The organism is uncultured Anaerobiospirillum sp., assembly GCF_902485895.1.
GTDB classification, from domain to species: Bacteria; Pseudomonadota; Gammaproteobacteria; order Enterobacterales; family Succinivibrionaceae; genus Anaerobiospirillum; species Anaerobiospirillum succiniciproducens.
Genome location: NZ_CABTML010000045.1, coordinates 39,496 through 62,356, shown reverse-complemented (window position 1 = coordinate 62,356; position 22,861 = coordinate 39,496). Strand labels below are relative to the sequence as shown.

The window sequence follows — 22,861 nt, the reverse complement described above, 5'->3', positions numbered from 1 at the left end:
GTAGATACGGGGTATTCATGAGCAAGGTATGCTTTAACAAACTAACAGAGTCACTACATTACATCGCGCTGCCATCTTTAATGGGAGCTGCCTTGTTTGCTTCTGTTTGTGTTGTTTCAAGTGCTAATGCGGCTAATCAATTTGATAGTGCACAAGAGTATGGCGACCTGCAAGAGTCTCATTTCAATGCCCAAGGTGTAGAAGAGCACAATCAAGATCGCGCTTATGGCTATATGCACGACACTGATGAGCTCAACAACATCCCAACTACCGCAGAAAATAGCTTAAGCCTTGGTCAGGGCAATATTCATATTCAAGGCGTACCGTCTAAAGCTACCAATAGCGCAATTAACATACAGAACAGCGCTAGCGGCATTCAGATTAAGCCTGGTAGCTCCAACATATCCATGAGTTTATCTTATGGCTCAATGCAAATAAATGGTGGCAATAGCGTAGCTACCAACATGCAGATTAATGCTGCCCAAGATCCTAATGCCGCCATGCAGCCTAGCAATGCAAATACTGCAAATGCCATACAATCAGGCAACGCAAATACTGCAAATGGTATGCAGCCTAGCAATGCTGCTATCACTGGCATGCAGTCTGGCAATGGCTCTTCAGCTGCATATAGCGTCATTGATCCAAGTACAATGCCTATTGAAAGTGAGCACTATCAGTCAGGCGACGATCTTTTAAGACCAGCTAAGCCTTCAGCTATCCATGAGCGTCTTACTGCACAAGCTGCAGCCAGAGCTGAAGCTGAGGCTAAAGCTAAGGCTTTTGCCGAGTTTATGGGCAAAAACTCTGAGCAGAGCACGGATCTCAACACTTATGCCTCTAACGGCTCTCATAGCATGGGCCCATCCCATGCACGAGCTATTGAGGATCAAAGCTCAAGCGCTGCAGACCGAATGATGGACAGTGGTGTTAACTACGGTGTTCCTGCAATGCGCCGTACAATTCAGGATCCAGTTACCCTAGCTCCAATTGCTATGTCCTCAAATGGCATTCCATCTCCACGTAATGTAGTGGATAACGCCATTGCTAGCATTGATCGAGCTGCAGCCCATGCTGCGATGAGTGTAAGCTCGGTAAATGCCAAAGCTGCACTGCAAGCTGCTTTTGCCTCTAATGCACAAGCTGCTAGTGAAAAAGCAGCTTCTATGTCTCGCTCACTAGCAAGTAATACAAGCTCTAATAACCTTTTAGCTCCATCTGATAACTACGCTAACACCAAGCAATTATCAGCCGATGGCTCGGTATCTCCTGAAACTTACACCAAGCAAGTATCAGCCAATAGCTCGGTATCTCCTGACGCTAATACCCAGCAAGTATCAGCAAATACTCTGTCTACAAATGAGGCTAGTGCTCCTGAAAACCACGAGCCTACCATTGCTGAGGCCTATGCTGAGCGTAATGCTGCCTTTGCTCAACAGTTCCAGTCGAACAATAATGCCAATGGCCAAACTCAAGGTACAAACAATGCCCTTGAGAAAAATCATGCTGCTAACAGCGCATTAGGCGCTGATGCAGTTGATCAAGCCTACTCTCAGGCCACTCAAGACTTTCTAAATAGTCCAAGTGAGTCTGCTAATGTTGAATCCCCTGTTAATGAGGCCGGACTGCTTAAGAACAAGTCGGATATGGCTTGCATTGAGCTTAGCCATGACACTCAAGTGCCAATGTACATTCGCCACAATCAATGTTTTGAGCTACAAGGCGGTAATGTCATTGATACTCCTGTAACTGTTAGAGGCAAGCTCTTTGTTAAAGCTGGTCGCAATATTGTGCTGCAAAGTGGCTCTTCTATTACCGTTGCTCCAGGTGGTTTCTTTGAGGTACGCGGCGATTTAAATATGATGCCAAAGACTGCCTTAAACATTGATGATAAGGCGGCTCTTACATGCTCTGGACTCATCAATATGATGGGCGGTGCCGTGATTAACACTCGTGGTGATAATCAGATTAGAAACATTGGCCGTTTCTTTATTGAGCCAGGTGCCTATATCTCTATGGCAGGCGATACTAAGATGCGCAATAGCGGTCTTATTACCATGAACCAGTCTAATATAGCTTTCCAAAACAACGGCTTCTTTGAAAATGCCGGCACTATCAAGCTAGAGAATGGCTCCATGCTAGCTTTCAAGGACAAATCAAAGCTCACAAACATCGGCAAAATTGATTTAGACAAGAACTCTGCATTAGCCCTCTCAGGTTATGCAAAATTACTCAACCGCCGTATGTTTGCGCCAGATGGCAAGCTCTTCTTTGAGCAAAACTCTATTTTTGAAAATGCTGCAGCATTCCGTCAGCACCAAAGCTCTGAAATGCAGCTTAAGAACTCTGCTCAGATCATCAATAATCACACCATGGATATGAGCGGCAAGGCTATCTTTACAGGCAATGCTCGTATCCTAAATGAAGGTTCTTTTGCAGTTAAAAAGAGCGCTAATGTGCATACCGGACAGCGTGCTCTCATGATTAACACTGGTACTTTCCGTAATGAAGGCGGCGGCTTTACTGTTGATAGCCAGTCCAACTTCATCAACGAAAACATCGTATCCGGTCGCGAAAGCCGTACTCAAGGTCGCCACCGCCTATAAAAGAGTCAAAGTACCCTACATCGCGCCTAGCATATGGATTTACTTCCCATTCTTGGCTAGGCGCAGCAGCTTATCATCTACCTGTTTTTCCTATCTTCAATCCACTGTGCATCTACGCCTAACTTGCCGAGTTTGAGCCCACACCCTTTCCTTGATTGCAATCGTCAATAGTGAGTACAAAGCCTATGGTTACTGCTGATGCGTTAACCATCGTTTGAGCAGCGCTATAGTATTTGCATGCTGTTACCTTTTATTTGGGCATTGGCTTTGTGAATATGTTGCTCAACTACTTTACTAAAGTGGGCGGCTAAAAAGCACATCGTATTTTTATGAGCTAGCGATAACGGGCGTATCTACAGGATTTTTAAAGAAATTAAGAGCTAATGGATAGGCCCTGAGATCTTAGCTAATGGATAGGACTTGAGATCTTAGCTAATGGCCATTTTGCAAAAGCTTGACTGTATGCTGCAGTGCAAATATATTTAGAGCTCCATAAGCTTAGGATAACTTATGGCTAATTTAGCAATATTTGCTAAATACAAGGGCAGTAGCGCAACACACTTTTAGTCAGGAGACTATGGCGATGGAAATCAAGCACATTAAGGAAGACTGCACTTTTGAGCTCGTAATTGATAACACTCGAGCATTTGTAACCTATGAGATTTACGATGGCGGATTAGATATCCGCAAGACTTTAGTTCCTGAGGCTTTAGCTGGACAAGGCTTAGCAAGCAAGCTCGTACAGGCTGCTTATGACTATGCTCGTGAGCAAAACCTCAAATGCGTTGCTACCTGCTCTTATGCAGTAAAGTGGTTACAGCGCCACCCTGAGTATGAGGGTGCACAAGGAGCAGACTATGTTGAAGGCAGCTGCGCTGTTGGTAAGCATCAAGCATAAAAGATCACAGCACTTCAACTAAGCGCCATCTCTAATGGCACATGAAAAGACCCTTGTTAAAATTAGGGGCTTTTAATTTGTACTCAAGACTTGTTCTTTTAGCGATCAGCTCGTTGCTGTACTACCTTGCCACCTGCTCTGACATCTTCGGTGACCCATACGTTACCGCCAATCACAGCACCGCGACCAATAGTAATACGACCTAAAATCGTGGCATTTGAATAGACCACTACATCATCTTCTAAGATTGGGTGACGTGGAATATTAAGCGGCACACCACGGCTATCCACAGGAATAGTCTTAGCGCCTAAAGTTACACCTTGGAAGAGCTTTACATTCTTACCAATAATGCAGGTCTCGCCAATTACTACACCAGTACCATGGTCGATGGAGAAGCTATCGCCAATACGAGCACCTGGGTGAATATCAATACCGGTCTCCGAATGGGCTAGCTCACTAATAGCACGAGGCATCAGCGGCACACCTAAGTTTAAGAGGGTATGGGCAATACGGTGGTTGAAGATCGCTCTGACACCTGGATAACAGCAAATTACCTCACCAAATGAAGTAGCTGCTGGATCAGCATCGAATGCTGCCTTAACATCCATAGCAAGTTTAGTGCGGATCAGCTCTAAATTAGAAATGTACTGTGCAGCTAGAGAGCGAGCATACTCTTTGACCTCTTCATTGAACTTGAGGCTCTGAATACCCTGCTCATGCTCCAAGTCATGAACATCATCGCCAAAGCTAATAGAACTTACGTTCCCTACTCCACCTTGCTTATCAGCATCCTTTTTAGCAGTGGTCATAGCGCAAGAGCTGTACTCACCGCATGAAGTTACTGGAGCATTGGCATTAATTTCTGCACTGTGATCTTCAATTGAAAAGTTAGCACGAGCTCCTTTAACAAACATGGCATTCTTGATTGACTCAAGTGGATCTTTGTTAAAAGAGGCTGTGGCTCTGGCATGTTGCTCATTATCAGCACTTTGGAAGCACAAGGCAGCACAGATCTGATCTGTGAGCAGACCAAAGAGCTGCTCAACCTGCACACCAATGTGATAGCTAACTGTATGGCGATTGATCTTAGAAGAGCCAAAATAGCCTGGAAAGATAATGGCGCGTGAAAGTTTTACAATCTCATTTATAGAGCGAGCAGAAGGTAGAGGATTACCTGCAAGGTGTTGTTGGAACAGACCACGCAGTGACTTTTCAGCAGAGAGCGCTGCAATAACTTCATTTAACTGCTCAGAGTAGTCCATAACCAAATCCTCTTGTTCAAAACAACAAAATTGCTGCTACCACACTATAAACTCATAGCGCCCATCGTATAGGCTCAAGCAACCACATAAACGCGATGCTATGTGCTTTAGCCATAATAGACCGTGCATAGATGTACATGCAACTTAAGGCATGACTTAGAGTGCGCTGAGTCGGCGCATAAAATTCACTCAAGCTCAATCTAAAAACAGTATTAATCAGCTGAAGACAAGCTTAGGTTAACTAATAGTCATACTTTGCACAGGCTATGGATGATCATTATGCCCTATTTAGGATCGTCATTTAGGTGCAACGCAAAACAAAAGTGCAAAGCACTTAATAAAGCCGATAGATACAGTCTTTTTAAACATGCAAAAGTGTCACACTTGCATATTTATCTCATAGAAACCAATTTTTTACTGCACATGAGCAAAAAGTGATGGTATGTTAAAAAGCACATCAGGTGTACATGTGTACATCAAGCTTTTTAATCAACTATGAATGACTGTCAGTGTTTTCTGCCTTACATCAATGCTTTAGCGCCTCGCGCTAAAAGGCAAACACAGCCCCGCTCTTAGCTTGATTGCTTTAGGCAAAGAGTTTGAACTAATAGCGGCGTTGTGAAAGGCTCGAGCAACTAACCGCCGTAAGGCTTATGAGGTTTTTTATGTCTAAGATTGCACCTAGCGTAACCGCTTTAATTGGTTCTACTCCACTTGTTCGCATTAACAAGCTCACTTCTGAGTCCAAGGCAACTGTTCTTGCTAAACTTGAGTACTTCAATCCAGGTGGCAGCGTTAAAGACCGTGCCGCTCTGTTTATGATCGAAGATGCTGAAAAACAAGGTCTGTTAAAGCCAGGCTCAGTCATCATCGAGCCTACCTCCGGCAACACCGGTGTTGGCCTTGCCTTAGTAGCTGCAGTCAAGGGCTACAAACTCATTCTCACCATGCCTGAGTCCATGAGCTTAGAGCGTCGTCGACTCCTGCAGGCACGTGGTGCTCAATTAGTACTTACACCTGCCTCTGAGGGCATGAAGGGCGCAATTGCCAAAGCAGAGCAGCTGCGCGACAGCACTGAGGGTGCTGTAATCTTGCAGCAGTTTAATAACAGCGCTAACCCAAGTGCTCACTCTGCCACTACCGCTTTAGAAATCCTTTCTGATACTGACAATAAGGTGGATGTCTTTGTAGCTGGTGTTGGCACCGGCGGTACCGTAACTGGCACTGGTCGTGTCTTAAAAGAGAAATTACCAGGCGTTAAGGTGGTCGCTGTTGAGCCTCAAGATTCACCTGTACTTAGCGGCGGTAAGCCAGGCCCACACAAACTTCAGGGCATCGGTGCTGGCTTCGTACCTCAAAACTATGACGCCTCTGTAGTAGATCAGGTCGTTACCGTCACTACTGAGCAGGCATTCTCAACCTCACGCGCTTTAGCCTCTCAAGAGGGCATCTTAGTTGGTATCACCTCTGGTGCTGCTATGTATGCAGCTTTAGAGCTCTCTAAGCAAGATGAGTACGCTGGCAAGACCATCGTGGTTGTTCTGCCAGACACTGGTGAGCGTTACTTATCTACCGAGCTTTTCAAATTTGAAGAATAATTTGGCCACAAGAACAAACAGCTGACTTGCCAAAAGAACAAGCATTCGACTTGCAAAAAGAACAAGCAGCCGACATGCAAAAGGCATTTAACTGCCATACAGCACGTCACTTCCTTGTAAGCCTAAACAGCAAAAATCCCCGATGCTATAGTGCTGCGTTTCCCCGGCGCATGCTATAGCATCAAACCTCCCTGCAAAAGCACCACAAGCAGTGCAGTCATCGTATAAACGATGCGCAAACATCGCGTAAACATCTTGCAACTAGCCCCACGACAACCTCAAAACGTACTGATTGCCTTTATAAAAAGACTCATAAAGATGCAAAAGCAAGTTTGAGTTTGCAGCTTTTGTGATGTACCTCATCCACTGTGCTAAATTATTCACTGAAAGGTAAAACAAGCTACTTCGGATGCATGTATTATAGAAATACGTGTTTGAATCATTCAGCTGTTTCGATTCATAAACAGTGCAGTGAGTTACTTTTGTATAGCACTAACGCCCCTCTTCTAATGTTTTTTACCAAGAGGAGCTTTAAGCTATTGCAAATCTTGTTGCATCTGTCACAATCAAATATTGATTATGTATGGATTGTTTAGCGGATTAGAGCCTTACATATTCATTCAGGTCTAAGGATCGACTGTCACACCACGCTATGAGTTAGAACTGCCTCAGCCAAAGCTAGGTCATGCATCAATTCAGACAAGCACGTGCATGCACAAGCAGTTCTTAGGGAGCTTTGTTTATGGCACATATAAGACAGATATTGGCTAATCTCAGTATCAGTGTTGCTGAGTTTAAGAAGAATCCTAAAACAGTTATTAAAGCTGTTAAGAGTGAGCCTATAGCTGTTATTGTCAATGACAGACCAGCCTTTTATTGCGTTCCGGCAGACATCTTGGAGTCTCTTTACTCAAAGTTCTATGAGATGAATGAGATTCAGAACATTCAAGACTTTGCTAGCAACGATGGTTGCGTAGGCAATGTGAATGACGATGATGAAAGCTTTGGCGTTCAGGACATCTTCCAGAGCATTGAAGATGAACAAGCCACTCAGCTTCCTTCCGATGAAGACATCGTTGATCCTATTTCCAACAGCGTAGCCGATCCTTTAGATGAAGAAATCCGTAATCAATTAGGCAGCTCTATCGATCAGCACCTGTTTAATAGCACTGCAAAGATCATCGAGGACAACACCTCAAGTGTTAACGATCCTTTTGCAGACATCGGAGTATCTGGTGACGACTTTCCTGCTATGGATGACTTCTCCACTGACGACATGAGTGCCATTGATGACACAATGCTCCCACGAGTGGACGACGACTCATTTAACAACGTAGCACCTGGACAGAAAGCACCGATCCGTACTGCCTGTCTAAACCCAAGTGCTGACGCCGATAGCAAGGCATCAGCAAGTGCCAATCTGACTGATACTGCTTTAAAGATTACCACACCTCAAGTAGATACTAGCACTGTACCTACACAATTGACTGATTGCCCAGACGTACGCTCTTTAGTAAGCGGTCCACATTCTTATAGCCTTGATCATGTTGCTAAGACTTACAGCCCTTACAAGCACAAGAAAGTCCAAGCAAAACTGATTGCAGAGCAAAAGAAAGAACTCAAAAAAGAGCATAAGGCTCGTAAAAAAGAGATCAAAAAACTCGAAAAGGCTGCTAAGACTTTAAAGGCTGGTAAGTCTTTAGATAAAGAGCAGCTGATGCTGCCTGAGACTGAGCTTGTAAACGTGCTTGCTACAAGCAAGAAAGCATCAGTAGACAAGTGTAAGAGTGCAAAGATTAGCTGCTCAAGCAATACCAAGTGCGCCAAAACAAAAGAGAATGCAGCTCAAGAAAGCAGCTCAGTAAGCAAGAGTGTATCCGTACAAAAGACCAGATCTACTACTAGAAGCCCTCGCGCTAAAGCAAGCACCACAAGCGCTGCTACACCAAAGAAGCCTGCAGCAAAAAAGACTGTAAGCAGTAAAGAAACTGCAGCTAAAGATGCTCAAGCTCTAGAGACTAAAACAGCAACTAAGAGCAAAGCCCCAACAACCACTGCTACAAAGACCAAGGCTGCTACAGCCGCAAAGACCAAGGCTACTACAGCAACAAAAGATAAAACAGCTACTGCAACAAAGGCTGCACCTAAATCAAACACTACTGTAAAGGCAGCTCGTGAAATTGCAGCAGAAACTCATGTTCCAGAGCCAGCAGAAGGTTCCAAGAGAGCTAAAAAAGCCAATGAGTTTATTCTGCCAACCAAAGAGAAAGCTGTAGATTAATCGCAACAGCTGCAGCTACAAACTAGCACCCTATTTTCTACAAAGGCCCAAGATACCAAGCTTGGGCCTTTGTTTTTTCACCAAGATAAAACTCATAGACTAGCTAGGCCCATAGATACAACACGCTTATCTAATGAAAAGCATTGCGAAAGGGCACTGTTGATTTATGAATATAAGGAATACAAACGAGCAAGAGTTTGCTCAATAGAAATGAGGTATTGAAATGGCGGAAAGAGGGGGATTTGAACCCCCGAGACCCAAAGGGTCTGCCGCATTTCGAGTGCGGTGCATTCAGCCTCTCTGCCATCTTTCCGTGCGCTCTATTATAGGAAAACCATTATGTAAAGCAATAGGCACTAAATGTTTTTCTATACTCAGATGCCAACGACCCAAATAATCTGCGATCTCTTACCATACACATCACGAGTTATTGCCAGTTAGAACATTACGCGTCAAAAACAGTAAAGTAAGATCTACACTTGAGTGAAATATGTTTCCCCTCAGAACAAGATACAACAAAAAATTAACATAACACTTTGTGAAAACGTATTTCCCCCATAAATAAGGGCATATCATAGATACCTAGTATTGGAGAGATGGTTCTAACAATCCCCCCGTATAGATACAGCGCTATAAACCTAGCTCAATTCAAACATAACTACCATACAAGGCAATTACATCGACCTTACTAGTCTTATCCAACATTAGATAGTGTTCTGTATGTCCCAATACGATAGTTCAGCCTCGTTCAAAAAAGCAAATGGAGCGCCATCTTCTAGAGCGCGATCTAAGTACATGGAAGCGAAAGCTGAACTCTGATAACTCAGTGAGAAATCAAACAAACGGAGTTAAGGAGATGTACTTTTCTCACTATGAGTTATAAAACGGAGTATTAAAATGGCAGTCTATGTTAATACAAATTACAGCGCTCTTCAGGGTCAGCGCTACTTAGGTAATGTTCAGAACTCCTTAACAACTACCTACCAGCGTTTATCATCAGGCCTTCGTATCAATAGCGCTAAAGATGACGCAGCAGGCCTTCAGATCGCAGATCGTTTAACATCCCAGATTAATGGCCTCAACCAAGGCAACCGTAACGCCTCCGACGGCATCGCCCTTGCCCAGACCGTTGAAGCCGGCATGGACGAGATCTCAGGCATGCTCCAGAAGATCCGTACCTTAGCAGTTCAGGCTAATAACGGCACTAATACCTTAGATGATCGTAAAGCTCTCTCTAAGGAAGCCTCTTCTTTAGCTACTGAGATCACTCGTATTGCTAAGCAGACTACCTTCGCTGGCAAGACTATCCTAAACGGTAAGCAGACTAACTCCATTGACCCATTCGTTCAAGGTGCTGGTGGTGCAGGTGCCGGCAATAAAGGCGATGCTATGAGCATTACTTTACAAGTTGGCTCAAATAAGGGCGATACCATCAGTTTCGGCCTTGTAAACCTGCAGTTCTCTGCCGCAGCTGTGGCAGGCGGCGTTGACGCTGGACAGTTTGATGGCGCAGCAAGTGATACTAAAGCATTCGTCAAGGATGCGCAAAACGGCGATTTTATCAACGTTAACTTCTCAACTGTTGGCATGGCAGCAAACATCATTAATATGATGGATCAGATGATTGGTTACGTTGATTCTCAGCGTGCCGATTTGGGCGCGATCCAGAACAGACTTGAGAGCTCCATCCGCAACCAGTCTAACGTTGCTGCTAACGAAGCTGATGCACGCTCACGTATTCGTGATGCTGACTTTGCTGAAGAGTCTGCAAACCTTTCCCAGCAGTCCATCATTCAGCAGGCTGCTGCCTCCATGCTGATGCAGGCTAACACCCGCCCTCAGCTTGGTTTAAGCCTCTTAGGCTAATAAGGTAATCTCTTTACCTATCCCTAGATAGCATTTTGCTTTCATAAAGCCCCTGGCGATCCACATTGCTAGGGGCTTTTTAATTTCTACTCTGTTAAATCCTGCCTTTGCTTAAATCCAAGCAATTTTGCACATAAAACCCCATCAAAGATCTTCTGCATAGGCGTTTGCTTTGCCTTTTCTATTCACTTTTACTTCTTGTTCAATGATAGTAGGTTATACACCTTCCTCATCTTAAAGATCGTGCATTCCTCGCTAACTCAATAAGCCTTGTTCTTTAACCCGTCAAAAAAGGCCATGTATTGCGCATAGAGCGCATTTACTGGTTGTTATGTACTTTCAACTGTATTTTCTAAAAGATCGCTGTATGACGCTCTGGTAAGGGTCTATTACGTTTGAATGATTGTGGGTGATGGCAGCTTTTGTAAATTGATTAGTTTGTATCGATCTAAAACGCAAAAAGGGAAGAATCCATAAGGACTCTTCCCTTTTTAATCATCGATTTGCCTTAGTTGTTAGGCCTGTAGCATTGCTTCGGGCCTTAGCATGTGAGACTAATATAACTTAGGCAAAAATATCTGTTTTATAGATTAGGCCTGAGGCTTGTCGCTTACAGAGTCAGTCTTCTGATCTGCTGCTCTTGCCTCAGCTTGCTCAGCCTTTTCCTCGGCCTCATCAGCGTGGTAATCGGCATGATCAGCTGGCACTGTAGCCTCGGCAGCTTTTGCGGCAGCCTGAGCTACGGCATCAGCAGCGGCTGCGCCATCGGAACTGACCTGAAGCTTAGCAGCCTCTGCAGCATCGTCCTCTTCAACTGAAGAGATAACCATTGCCTCTGAGCCAGTGCGAGTGGTTGAGCCAAATACATGTGAACGCATCTCAGAGTTGTTTAAAGCACGGTCAATGGTTTTGCCGTTAACAATCTGGGATAAAGCGCGTTCTTGCATAGCCACAGCAACATAGCGGTTAGCAAGATCACGGATACCTTGTAAGAAGCCTAAGTACATCTCAGCTGAGTGCATGGATACGTGCTCACGGCCGATGATGTTTACTAAGTTAACCTGTGAACGGTCGATATCACGGTTGAGCTTCTTAGCGTGCTTAACCATTGCCTCAACATTTTCAGCTGTTGGGTTGGCAGCCATCTTATGTAGGTCAGCTGAGATGGTATGCAGACGGTTTACGATCTCTAAAAGACTTGACTGCATCTCACCCTGGAAGATGGTGTGACGGTTAGCTACGTGGGTGATAGCTCTCTTAACCATGTAACGAATAGCCTTAGATGCCTCACGCATGTTAGAGAAGGTTAGGTAGAAGAAGTGCTTAGCTTCTGAGGTTACCTTATCCTTTTCAGAGCGTGCTGTGGTAGCTAAGGTGTAGTACTCGGATCTAACCTTGGAGATATCGTACTCAATGTTAGATGCCTTGTTGAAGTCACGACGGAGCTTAAACTCGTTGTCAGCAAAGAAGTTTTCCAGTGCACGGTCAACAACATCGAGCTGAGCATCAAAGTAAGCTGGAACGGCGTGTGAAATAGAAGCCAGAACCTTCTCGTTATCTTCCTTAGCCTCAATAACGCTGTTGAATGCCTCAGAGGTCTTAGCCTTAACGAAGTTACTACGAATAATAACCACGAGAACTACGAACATCAAAAGGAAGATGGCGGTAAAGCCGAATGAGAAGAAGGCTAATGTTACTAAAGCAGCTGCTGTGAAAGCAGTCATTGCAGTTAAGAACCAGCCTGCAATAACGGTGATAACACCGGAGATACGGTAAACAGCAGACTCACGGCTCCATGCACCATCAGCAAATGAAGTACCCATTGCCACCATGAATGTTACATAAGTGGTAGATAAAGGCAGCTTTAAAGAAGTTGCTGATGCAATCAAAATGGATGCTAATACGAGGTTTACAGATGCACGTACATAGTCAAAAGGCAGCTGAATTTCACCCTTAACTACTGGAGCCTTTACATAGCGACGGCCAATGAAGGCAAGCAGGAAATTTGGTAAGAACTGCTTGATTGCACGAGCTACACCTAAGCCAAAACGGGTAACCATACGGCCTGGAGTAGAAGCACCGAATTGTTCATGCTCACCACTTGATGAGCTTGAAAGGTTAATAGAGGTCTGGATAACGCGGTGAGCCTTCTTGGAGGTCCATAATGTAACCACCATGATTACGCCAGCTAAACCTAAGTATAAGGTTGAAGCCTTAGTATTCTCATTTAAAGTGCTCATCATCATGGTGTTCATGTCTGGGTAACCAGCGGAAGTCCACTCTACGAATGCATCAAGAGCAGCTAATGGAACACCAACGAAGTTAACTAAGTCGTTACCTGCAAAGGAGAATGCCAGAGCGAAAGTACCAGCAAGAATAATGATCTTAAAGACATTAAACTTCAGCATCACCAGAATCTGACCTAACAGAGTTAGAGAAAGGAACAGAGTCCACAGGAGAGTTGAAGTGTGCTGATTAATGAACTCAATGTACTCAGGCTTCATGAATGATGCGCCCTTTGCGCCCTTCATGACTAAGAAGTAAACGATGGCGGTTACGGAGAAGCCGCAGAACACACCGCCTAAGTACTTATAAGCGTTCTGGAATCTAAAGGAGAATAGCAGACGCAAAATAAACTGAATAATTGCGCCGGAGAAGAAAGCTACTACAACAGAAATCAAGATTGCTGAAACAATGGTTGCAGCTCTTTCAGTCTTAATGAACTCAAAGATTTCTGTGTATGACATACCGGTCTGTGACAGCTTGTAAGCAGATGCCATAACTGCAGCGCCTAAGAGCTCGAACACAATAGAAACGGTAGTAGAAGTAGGAAGGCCTAAAGAGTTAAAGGTGTTAAGTAATAACACATCCGCCATCATAACTGCGCAGAAGATCAGCATGACGTCGTAAAAAGAGAACATCTCAGGACGGAACATACCGCTTCGGGCCACTTCCATCATGCCTGATGAGAATGTTGCTCCAATGAGAACACCTAAAGATGCTACAACTAATACAACCTGTAGCGGAGCGATGCGACAGCCAACAGCCGAGTTAAGGAAGTTTACGGCGTCGTTTGATACACCGACAAACAGGTCAATACATGCTAGCAGGAGTAAGAAACCAACTAACACTATAAAGATAGTTTCAATCATAGATTTTGTACCTAGAGGTGCTGTTGACCCAGCTGCCTTAGACAAACATCTGCCACTATCGACTGTTTAATTGCCATTTTGTGAGTACTTAAGTTTTACTACAACCAGAGATACGTACCCTGAGTTTTTGCTTGGATATCAAATCTATGTATGTAGCAGTTTGTTAACTGAGCTTTTTGCCTGAGGCTTACCTTTTAGCAAATAATCTCAAGCTTTAGCTTTAAACAATAGAAGACTCGAACACTGTAAGTAGCTATTAAGCATTTTGAATAGAGCTTTCTACTCGATTGCTTTAGGCCTACAGACAGAGTGCCTTTATGTTAAGAACATTAAGACTAAGTTGGACGCATAATCAATCAGAGCGACATGGAAGTTTGCTTAAGACACCTTGCATCCCGAATGAGACGGGGCTGAAGAAAGCATAGAGCATTCACTTCACAAGCACTGTTCCTGTGAATGGTAACACAGGGGCTAAATTTTGCCGCAAGATTATCAGTCTATTGTTAACTTTTTGTTAAGAATTTTTCAAGAAACTGTGCATACATGGGATTTGTCAATTACACATTCAATTTTAATATACATAACAATCATTATTACATATACTGAATGTTAAATCCTTAATCACCAATGAAGTTAAGTTTGCAATCTGCTTATATATAGGATTTAACAAAAGGAGCGTACGCTATATCCTCTCAAGGATAAAGTTAACTATAGTTGTATAAGTTAAGAATTTGTTTAGCTCTTGTCTAACAAGCTAAAAACTTCAACATACAGAGAAAGCTGCTTTTATAAGCCAACTCTATTATGTTGGCTATGTTAGTAATGGCGCTATAACCATGCTACTCAAGAACAACAGTTAAGCTCTAAACACCTCGACATACTCGCTAACAATGGCTGCAGCGGGCTTTTGTAAGGATAGATGGCTGGCATTTTTTGTTTGACACTAGCTGCAAATTCACCTAAAGTATACAGGCCCAATGGCCCTACAAGGCCATAAATGGCTAATACATGCGCTTTGTAAGCAATTTCAAGGTGCAATAGACTGAGAAAGACTAAGAACCATTTATACATATGTATATAAGGTTACAGTCATGCGACGTTGCTTGTAATCGGCAACACTAACGAACAGCAGCACGGCATACAGTTAAACTGTATAAGCTGTCCTCAGGAGACTCAGATGATTACAGCTTGCCAACTCTACGACGATAACAGACTCTCCCTTATCAAGGTAAAAGCCGGAGATGCTCTACCCTCGGACGTAATTTGGCTAGATGTTCATCAAGCAAGCGAAGAAGAGAGTGAGTGGCTTGAGAAACTCTTCGTTGAGGACGTTCCTGATGAAGACGAGATGGACGATCTGGAGTCATCCTCCCGTTTTAAGATCAGTGCTGATGGTGTTCACATCCTCTCCTTATTCCCTCAGCGTCTTGCTAATGACACCCGTGGCGTGAACATGTCGTTCATCATGCGCAAAAATCTTCTTATCTCTTTCAGAGAAGATGATGTGTCTATCGTACGCTTACTTCGCTACCATATTCGTTTCGGTAAGGCTGACGTTCGTTCTGCATTAGATATTCTGCTTACCTTGCAAGATCTCAAGGTAGATCAGCTCTCTGACCTTATTGAGGATGCATACGGCGTACTTGATGAAACTGCAGATCAGATTCTCCAAGACGATACTGTTGAGGACACTTTACGCGAGTTAGTGCGCCAAGAGGAACTTAACGGTCAGATTCTTCAGGCTCTATACGATACCCGTCGTGCATTACGCTTCATTAAAAAGTCTTTTGAAACTACTTTAGACGATCGCCAAGAGCGCTCCATTGATGAAGTGCTCAACGATATTGAGTCCATTTTGCCTCACACCCAATTCCTGGCAAACAAGATCAACTTCCAGCTAGAAGCATCCATGGGCTACACCAACCATAAGCAGAACAAGATCATCAAGATCTTCTCTGTGGCTGCTGTAGTGTTCATGCCTCCTACCTGGATTGCAAGTCTTTATGGTATGAACTTCAAATACATGCCAGAGCTTGAGTGGGAATTTGGCTACCCACTTTCCATATGCCTAATGTTCATATCGGCAACCATTACTTACATCTTCTTCAAGAAGAAAGGCTGGCTCTAATCAACGAACCATCCTTATCTTAAAAGGCCCTGCTATGCAGGGCTTTTTAGTCTCTGCTCCAAACAAAAGATCAGAAACAATCGCAGTAACAAGATCAAAGATCGATATCACCACAATCTCACTTCAATAGCATATGCACGCACTTGCCTGCATTGCCATTATTAAAGTATAGATACAGTAGCCTATCTTCTTTACAAAAGGTTTCATGATTTAACAGATAGCGATAGGCAATATCACCAAATGCTGAGATCTTAAGATCGCCATGACATAAGATCTCAAGATCTTGAATACTCACCCAAACCTAAAGATCAGAACTCACCTCTATTCAAACACTAACTTAAGATCTCTACATGCGATCTCAGTTAAACAACTAGACTCAAGACCTTATCCAATGATCTCAAGCATAGATCGCCACTTGAGATCTTGGGTATATTTGGCCCCACTCATCATACGAGTGCAGCTATACATTTACTCATGTATACAAGGGATATAAAGGATATAAAGGGTGAACTCAACTCACATAGGATTAGTTGAACACTTTGAGTCAATGCCGTTCGCGGCAAGATCTTGAGATCCTACTGCATCAACTGCTCATGAGATCTTATGAGGCCTAACAAGATCTTTAACCTATTCCTTTGAGATCATGACTATCCCTTGAGATCTTTACTCTGTTAGCTGCGATCTTTAGGCGAAGTTAAGATCGCAACCATGATCTTAAGACGGCAAGAGATCGGTAAGATCTTACACTTGCTACCATTACAGCTGCAAAGCGCACTCAACCAACTGCCTGTACCATGAATGCCCGATTGCTCTTACACTTACAGCGACTTAACTGCAATAAAGGCTTAGTGACTACGTAAATATTGTGGTTCTATCGTTTTTTGTTTCTCACACGTTTCACATAGCTAAAGCTACATTGTCACAAGCCTTGTCTTGCTACATCTTACATGGCTATGCGTTTCACAAATAGTTTCTTAGGACGAAGACACGTAAAAGGCCGCACTTAATCCTATTGATGTATGAATACTTGTAGAAATAGCTTTTTAAGCCAAGTAAAGTCTTATGTCTTTAAGAAAGAAACCAGAGACATTTGAGTACATCACGCATATGGTAGAGATTGCCGCATTGACCTTGGAGTTTAGTGCTTATTTGCCGTGGTATTTTGCGCTCATTTCTGTCGGATGACTGGCCTATTTATGCTGTTTAATAAAGATTTTTGCAAGTTTGTGCGTATTGGCTTAGAACTTGTATAAGATATGCTAGCGTTACAAGTAAACGGTAGATAAAACCATACCTTAACTTGATGTAACAAAGCCTGAACAAGTGCTAATCAATTGCCTGCCTACTTAATTTGCGGCAAAACACTTTATAGGCAAACTAATGCAAAACACACAGACAAGGATCATAAGATACTGTCTATACAGTTTTACAGAAATCGTTACTTTCAAGTCTTAAGTTTTAGTTTTCACACCGTTATATAAAGTGAAAGGGATTTACTCCCAAACTCAAGTACTCAATTACAGTCTAGGAAAAAAACTAGGCTATGTGCGAATAACTAGGAGTGCAAAATGGCATCATCAATTACTTCTGCCGGTTCCGCTTCCGGAATGGACTTTGAGTCCATTATTGCTGCGTCCGTTCAGGCCAAAGCAAGCCAAATTAACCGTAATGTAATCAAGAAGAAGGAAGAGACCAGCATCACCCTTTCAGGTGTTGGTAAGTTAAAGAGCGCTCTTGAAGAGTTCCAGAAGTCCATTAAGGCTCTGACCGAGGACAATGGCTTCAATACTCGTAAGGTTACTACCGATCTTCCAACTGAGAACCCATACTTCTCTATCAGCACTAAGGACGACGCTGCTAACGGTGAGTATGACATCACCGTTACTCAGGTAGCTAAGACCGAGAAGCTTGAGCAGACTTTCAAGAAAGACGAGAAGTTTGCTGAAGGTAAGCTGACCATTACTCTTCCTGGTGTCAAGGATGAGAACGGTAAGGTTGGTCCAGAGCGTAAGATCGAGATTGACGTTGCAGCTGACGACAACATCAACTCCATCCGTCGTAAGATCAACGAGAACGACTTTGGTGTTTCTGCTACCACTGTTACCACCGCTAATGGTGACATTAAGTTAGTTATCGACTCAGGTGTTTCCGGTAAAGACGGCAACATCAAGATGGACTTTGATGACAAGGGCGGTACTCAAACTGGCTCTGACAAGTTCAAGGGCGTAAACTCTGATACCGATAAAAAGGGCTGGAATGTAACCCAGGGCCAGAATGCAGTTATCACTGTTGACGGCGAAACCATTGAGTCTCAGACCAACGAGTTCCGTGATGCAGTTTCTGGTATTACCATTGATGTACACCGTGAGTCTAAGAAGGACGACAAGGGTAACTTCGAGTCCAACAACGTAAAGATCACTGCTGATACCGAGAAGGTAACTGAGAAGATGCAGGCATTCGTAACTGCATACAACACTCTCATGGATACCATGGGTGCCCTTTACGAGCACAATACCTACACTGACGGTACCAACAACTACGACGGTGGTCAGCTCGCTGGTGACTCCATGCTCCGTGGTCTGCAGTCTCAGATCCAGAACATGATGACCAACGTATCTGCTAACAGCACTGGTCTGAACATTTACGACATCGGTATTAAGATCGACAAAGAAGGCAAGATGTCCTTAGACTCAACCAAGTTCAAGGAGAACATTGCCGATAACTTCAACGCTGTTGTTAAGATCTTCTCTTCTGATGAGAAGGACAAGAATGGCAACAAGATTGGTATCTTATCTCAGTTAAAGGATACCGTTGACAGCTACACCAAGTCTGATGGTCTCTTAAAGAAGCGTGAGGACGACCTCAACGCTCAGATTAAGGACTACGAGGCTGACTTAACCAAGAATGATGAATACATCGCTGAGTACGAAGCTGCTTTACGTCAGAAGTATGCTCGCCTTGATACCACCATTGCTGGCTACAACCAGTCTCTGAACTACTTAGTCTCTGCAATGGGTTAATAGATAACCCCATGTAGCACGGGCAACAGTAAGAGTACTTGTATTCGCACACATTTAGTTCCAAGGGCATTAGCCCTTGGGGCTATGTGGGCAATACTCTTTAAAACCTGGCACTTACCCGTACAACATTTTCAAAATCCACGCTAATTTTGTTGATTTGTTAATGTATCAATAGATACAACATTGGCAAATTAGCCTCCCACCTATATGTCTCTATTATTTTCTTATTTTTCCCTGCCCTATCTTTTCATCTAAGCTGTCATTCCTGCAGCCATCTTTTCTTTTACATACCTATCCAAGTCTTCTCACTATTCTCCACCGTTCTAAATATGGTTAACTTTTCATTTCGTTCTTAGAGCGAAGTTAATGTGCTCACATTGAGTGTACGGGCTTTAACTGCGGCTATTGGTCGCGCCTTTTGCGCTGAATTTGTTAACTTTTCATTTCGTTCTTAGAACGAAGTTAATGCGCACACATTGAAGCGATGTCCTCATCCGCTGCTATAGGCCATACCTTCGGTGATGCAGTTGTTAACTTTTCATTTCGTTCTTAGAGCGAAATTAATGTGCGCATATTGAGGCCAGTCCTCTTATGCAGCTCAAAGCCATACATCCGGTGATGCAGTTGTTAATTTTTCACTTCGTTCTTAGAGCGAAGATAATGTGCACACATTGATGTACAGGCTTTAACTGCGGCTATTGGTCGCGCCTTTTGCGCTGAATTTGTTAACTTTTCATTTCGTTCTTAGAACTAAGTTAATGCGCACACATTGAAGCGATGTCCTCATATGCAGCTCCTGGCCATATCTCTGGTGCTGTAGTTGTTAACTTTTGATTTCGTTCTTAGAGCGAAGTTAATGTGCAACATTGAGGTATGGGCTTCATCTGCTGCGATTGGTCGAGCCTTTTGGGCTTAGGTTGTTAACTTTTCACTTCGTACTTAGAACGAAGTTAATGTGCTAACACTTAGGTATGGGATTCATCTGGTGCGCCAAGTCATGCCTATGATACTGTAGTGGTTAACTTTTCACTTCGTTCTTTGAGCGAAGTTAATGTGCTCACATTAATCTTCAGGCCTAATCTGCTGCACCAGTCGTGAATTTGGGACTGAAGTTGTTAACTTTTCATTTCGTTCTTAAGACGAAATTTGCATGGTTTGATTGTGGCTTTAGATGAGATGGATTGAGAGGGATGCGCTGAACAGCTGTTGATATGGGCAGGCTTGCTTTGCTGTGCTTTGTTTCGTAGTGATGCGCGGAGTGCTGAACCGATTGAAGATTGGCTTGTTGGCTGGTTGGTTGGTTGGTTGGTTTGCGGACATTAAAAAAGCCCAAGCCTATGGCCTGAGCTTTATGTAATTTATGAACAACAAATCTAATCGATTAGAGGGAGTCTACGCAACCTAATTCCTTCATGGCCTCGAGTACACGCTCAACCATGGTCTCCTGGCCCTTACGTAACCATACGCGTGGGTCGTAGTACTTCTTGTTAGGAGCATCTGGACCGGTTGGGTTGCCGAGCTGACCCTGTAAGTAGTCCTTGTTTGCCTCGTAGTATTCCTTGATACCCTTCCAGCATGCCCACTGGGTGTCGGTATCGATGTTCATCTTAATAACACCGTAGGATACAGACTCAGCGATTTCTTCCTTAGTAGAGCCAGAACCACCGTGGAATACGAGGTTTAATGGCTTAGCCTCGGATAAGCCGAACTTCTCAGCTACGTACTTCTGGGAGTCACGTAAGATGGTTGGCTTTAACTTAACGTTACCTGGCTTGTAAACACCGTGTACGTTACCGAATGAAGCAGCGATGGTGAAGTTTGGAGAAATCTTGATTAAGCGCTCGTAAGCGTATGCTACATCCTCAGGCTGGGTGTATAAAGAAGACTCGTCCTTGTCGGAGTTATCAACGCCGTCTTCCTCACCACCGGTGCAGCCAAGCTCGAGCTCTAAGGTCATGCCGATCTTAGACATGCGCTCTAAGTACTTGCAGCAGATGTCTACGTTCTCTTCTAAAGACTCCTCAGAGAGGTCTAACATGTGTGAAGAGAATAAAGGCTTGCCTTCCTTCTTGTAGAACTCTTCGCCAGCGTCTAAGAGGCCGTCGATCCAAGGTAATAACTTCTTAGCGCAGTGGTCAGTGTGTAATACAACTGGAACACCGTACTCTTTAGCTACGTTGTGAACGTGTAAAGCGCCGGAGATAGAACCTAAGATTGCGTTGCCCTGTGGACGCTCCATCTTTAAGCCCTTACCAGCTACGAACTGGCCGCCGCCATTTGAGAACTGGATGATAACAGCGGAACGAGCCTTAGCAGCTGCCTCTAAAACAGCGTTTACAGAGTCAGTACCAACGCAGTTAACAGCAGGGAATGCATAGCCATTCTCTTTTGCAACAGCGAATAACTTCTGTAAGTCCTCGCCTACTAATACACCAGGCTTTACAACATCTAAAATCTTAGTCATCAGTCTATCCTAATTATGAGACGTGCCATTCCACGCCCCTGTATTATACCCAATTCCTAGCACTCTTTATGAGTAATAGATTTCAATGCATCAGTCAAAGCAAGTGCTTTGATACCCACACATCAGTGCGCATCTAAGATAAGCACATTAACACTGGTGCCTTGCAAAATCGGGCATAGCTTTTAAAAAGCAGTAGCACTAAGCAAAATGCTTGGTACTTGATACTTTCACAAGCAAGCTTGTAAAAGTGGAATTTGCGTTTTAAGGCAAGATGGCGGCAATTTAGTTTGCTAATACCATCTTGCCTAAGGCTCTATAAGTCAGTCAAAAGAACCTAACTTAAGGCCTAAAGTAATCTTATTGATTACTCAGCTGCACGCTTCTCGAGAATCTCAACAGCAGGTAACTTCTTACCCTCTAAGAACTCTAAGAATGAGCCGCCGCCAGTGGAGATGTAGGAGATCTTGTCCTTGATACCGAACTTCTCGATAGAAGCAATGGTGTCACCGCCGCCAGCAACTGAGAAAGCGTCAGACTCAGCAATAGCTAAAGCCATGGTCTTGGTGCCGTTTGAGAATTGGTCGAACTCGAATACGCCAACTGGGCCGTTCCAAATGATGGTCTTAGCGCTCTTGATAGCGTCAACAATGTTCTGAGCAGACTTAGGGCCTAAGTCCATGATCATGTCGTCAGCCTGAACGTCAGCTAAATCCTTAACGGTAGCTGGGGTGTTAGGATCGAACTCCTTACCAACAACAACGTCAACGAACTCTGGGATATGTGTCTTAGCAGAGAGCTCCTTAGCAGTCTCAATGAGGTCTTCCTCAAACAGAGACTTACCAACGTTAGCACCGCCGGCTGCCATGAAGGTGTTAGCAATACCACCACCAACAACGATGTGGTCAGCAACCTTTAATAAGGAGTTGAGAACTGGTAACTTGGTGGAAACCTTAGAACCGCCAACGATAGCCAGCATAGGACGCTCTGGGTTCTCGAAAGCCTTACCTAAAGCGGTAAGCTCAGCGTCTAATAATAAGCCTGCGCAAGCAACTGGAGCGAACTGAGCAACACCGTAGGTTGAGCCCTGAGCACGGTGAGCAGTACCGAATGCGTCCATTACGAATACGTCGCACAGAGCAGCGTACTTCTTAGCTAAAGCTTCGTCGTTCTTCTTCTCGCCAGCGTTGAAACGTACGTTCTCTAATACAACAACTTCGCCTTCGTTTACTTCAACACCATCTAAGTAATCCTTAGCAAGGCGAACTGGGCAGTCTAACAAGGTAGCCATGTGGTCAACTACAGGCTGGAGTGAGAACTCTGGAGCATACTCACCCTCCTTAGGCTTGCCTAAGTGTGAGGTAACCATGACCTTAGCACCCTTCTCAAGAGCTAACTTGATGGTTGGCAATGAGCTGACAATACGTACATCAGAGGTAACCTTGCCGTCCTTTACAGGTACGTTTAAGTCGGCACGGATGAATACACGCTTGCCTTTCAGGTCGAGGTCGGCCATCTTCTTAACTGCTGCCATAACGAAAATCCTCAAAATAGATGTCTTGTTAAGACTGAATACCCGTATTGAACCTAAG

The 22,861-nt window shown here is 43.9% G+C and carries 11 protein-coding genes and 1 tRNA gene; 7 read left to right on the top strand and 5 right to left on the bottom strand.

The window, feature by feature from the left end; genetic code table 11:
- Positions 1-17: 17 nt before the first annotated feature.
- Positions 18-2,603 carry a hypothetical protein gene (locus tag RDO37_RS03790; RefSeq protein ID WP_308498163.1) on the top strand — a complete coding sequence of 862 codons (2,586 nt, stop codon included), beginning with the start codon at positions 18-20 and terminating at the stop codon, positions 2,601-2,603.
- A gap of 583 nt (positions 2,604-3,186) precedes the next feature.
- Entirely contained in the window at positions 3,187-3,501 is a 315-nt protein-coding gene (locus RDO37_RS03785) for a GNAT family N-acetyltransferase (protein ID WP_308498162.1), read from the top strand.
- Between the two features lie 98 nt (positions 3,502-3,599).
- Here the strand turns inward: RDO37_RS03785 and RDO37_RS03780 are convergent, their stop codons facing one another.
- On the bottom strand, positions 3,600-4,763 hold the full coding sequence (locus RDO37_RS03780; RefSeq protein WP_308498161.1) for a hypothetical protein: 1,164 nt from the start codon (positions 4,761-4,763) through the stop codon (positions 3,600-3,602).
- Positions 4,764-5,428: 665 nt separating this feature from the next.
- On the opposite strand from RDO37_RS03780, the gene cysK reads away from it, so the two are divergent.
- Together cysK and RDO37_RS03770 are read left to right on the top strand one after the other, a co-directional pair.
- Positions 5,429-6,361, top strand: a complete 933-nt coding sequence (gene cysK, locus RDO37_RS03775; protein ID WP_308498160.1) for a cysteine synthase A — start codon at positions 5,429-5,431, stop codon at positions 6,359-6,361.
- 742 nt (positions 6,362-7,103) lie between these two features.
- Entirely contained in the window at positions 7,104-8,642 is a 1,539-nt protein-coding gene (locus tag RDO37_RS03770) for a hypothetical protein (RefSeq protein WP_308498159.1), read from the top strand.
- Positions 8,643-8,866: 224 nt separating this feature from the next.
- Here RDO37_RS03770 and RDO37_RS03765 read toward each other — a convergent pair.
- Positions 8,867-8,955 (bottom strand) — tRNA-Ser (locus RDO37_RS03765).
- Positions 8,956-9,539: 584 nt separating this feature from the next.
- Here RDO37_RS03765 and RDO37_RS03760 point away from each other — a divergent pair.
- A complete protein-coding gene (locus RDO37_RS03760) occupies positions 9,540-10,508 on the top strand; it encodes a flagellin (RefSeq protein WP_308498158.1) in 969 nt (322 codons plus the stop codon).
- Positions 10,509-11,098: 590 nt separating this feature from the next.
- Here RDO37_RS03760 and RDO37_RS03755 read toward each other — a convergent pair.
- Positions 11,099-13,660: an inorganic phosphate transporter gene (locus RDO37_RS03755; RefSeq protein WP_308498157.1), complete on the bottom strand. Its 2,562-nt coding sequence runs from the start codon at positions 13,658-13,660 to the stop codon at positions 11,099-11,101.
- A 1,177-nt stretch (positions 13,661-14,837) separates the two neighbouring features.
- Here RDO37_RS03755 and corA point away from each other — a divergent pair.
- Both corA and fliD read left to right on the top strand, forming a co-directional pair.
- Positions 14,838-15,788 carry a magnesium/cobalt transporter CorA gene (corA, locus tag RDO37_RS03750; protein ID WP_027939660.1) on the top strand — a complete coding sequence of 317 codons (951 nt, stop codon included), beginning with the start codon at positions 14,838-14,840 and terminating at the stop codon, positions 15,786-15,788.
- A gap of 1,568 nt (positions 15,789-17,356) precedes the next feature.
- A complete protein-coding gene (fliD, locus tag RDO37_RS03745; protein ID WP_308498156.1) occupies positions 17,357-18,808 on the top strand; it encodes a flagellar filament capping protein FliD in 1,452 nt (483 codons plus the stop codon).
- 1,381 nt (positions 18,809-20,189) lie between these two features.
- On the opposite strand, the gene fbaA is transcribed toward fliD, so the two are convergent.
- Both fbaA and RDO37_RS03735 read right to left on the bottom strand, forming a co-directional pair.
- Positions 20,190-21,275, bottom strand: coding sequence for a class II fructose-bisphosphate aldolase (fbaA, locus tag RDO37_RS03740; RefSeq protein ID WP_308498165.1), 1,086 nt, complete (start codon positions 21,273-21,275; stop codon positions 20,190-20,192).
- A gap of 361 nt (positions 21,276-21,636) precedes the next feature.
- Complete coding sequence (locus RDO37_RS03735; protein WP_273322445.1) at positions 21,637-22,803, bottom strand: phosphoglycerate kinase; 1,167 nt, start codon at positions 22,801-22,803, stop codon at positions 21,637-21,639.
- Positions 22,804-22,861 lie beyond the last annotated feature (58 nt).

What these genes read in the sequence shown, in the direction of transcription:
- RDO37_RS03790 (WP_308498163.1), top strand. Translation starts at nt 18, where the DNA reads ATGAGCAAGGTATGCTTTAACAAACTAACAGAGTCACTACATTACATC.
- RDO37_RS03785 (WP_308498162.1), top strand. Translation starts at nt 3,187, where the DNA reads ATGGAAATCAAGCACATTAAGGAAGACTGCACTTTTGAGCTCGTAATT.
- RDO37_RS03780 (WP_308498161.1), bottom strand. Translation starts at nt 4,763, where the DNA reads ATGGACTACTCTGAGCAGTTAAATGAAGTTATTGCAGCGCTCTCTGCT.
- cysK (WP_308498160.1), top strand. Translation starts at nt 5,429, where the DNA reads ATGTCTAAGATTGCACCTAGCGTAACCGCTTTAATTGGTTCTACTCCA.
- RDO37_RS03770 (WP_308498159.1), top strand. Translation starts at nt 7,104, where the DNA reads ATGGCACATATAAGACAGATATTGGCTAATCTCAGTATCAGTGTTGCT.
- RDO37_RS03760 (WP_308498158.1), top strand. Translation starts at nt 9,540, where the DNA reads ATGGCAGTCTATGTTAATACAAATTACAGCGCTCTTCAGGGTCAGCGC.
- RDO37_RS03755 (WP_308498157.1), bottom strand. Translation starts at nt 13,660, where the DNA reads ATGATTGAAACTATCTTTATAGTGTTAGTTGGTTTCTTACTCCTGCTA.
- corA (WP_027939660.1), top strand. Translation starts at nt 14,838, where the DNA reads ATGATTACAGCTTGCCAACTCTACGACGATAACAGACTCTCCCTTATC.
- fliD (WP_308498156.1), top strand. Translation starts at nt 17,357, where the DNA reads ATGGCATCATCAATTACTTCTGCCGGTTCCGCTTCCGGAATGGACTTT.
- RDO37_RS03735 (WP_273322445.1), bottom strand. Translation starts at nt 22,803, where the DNA reads ATGGCAGCAGTTAAGAAGATGGCCGACCTCGACCTGAAAGGCAAGCGT.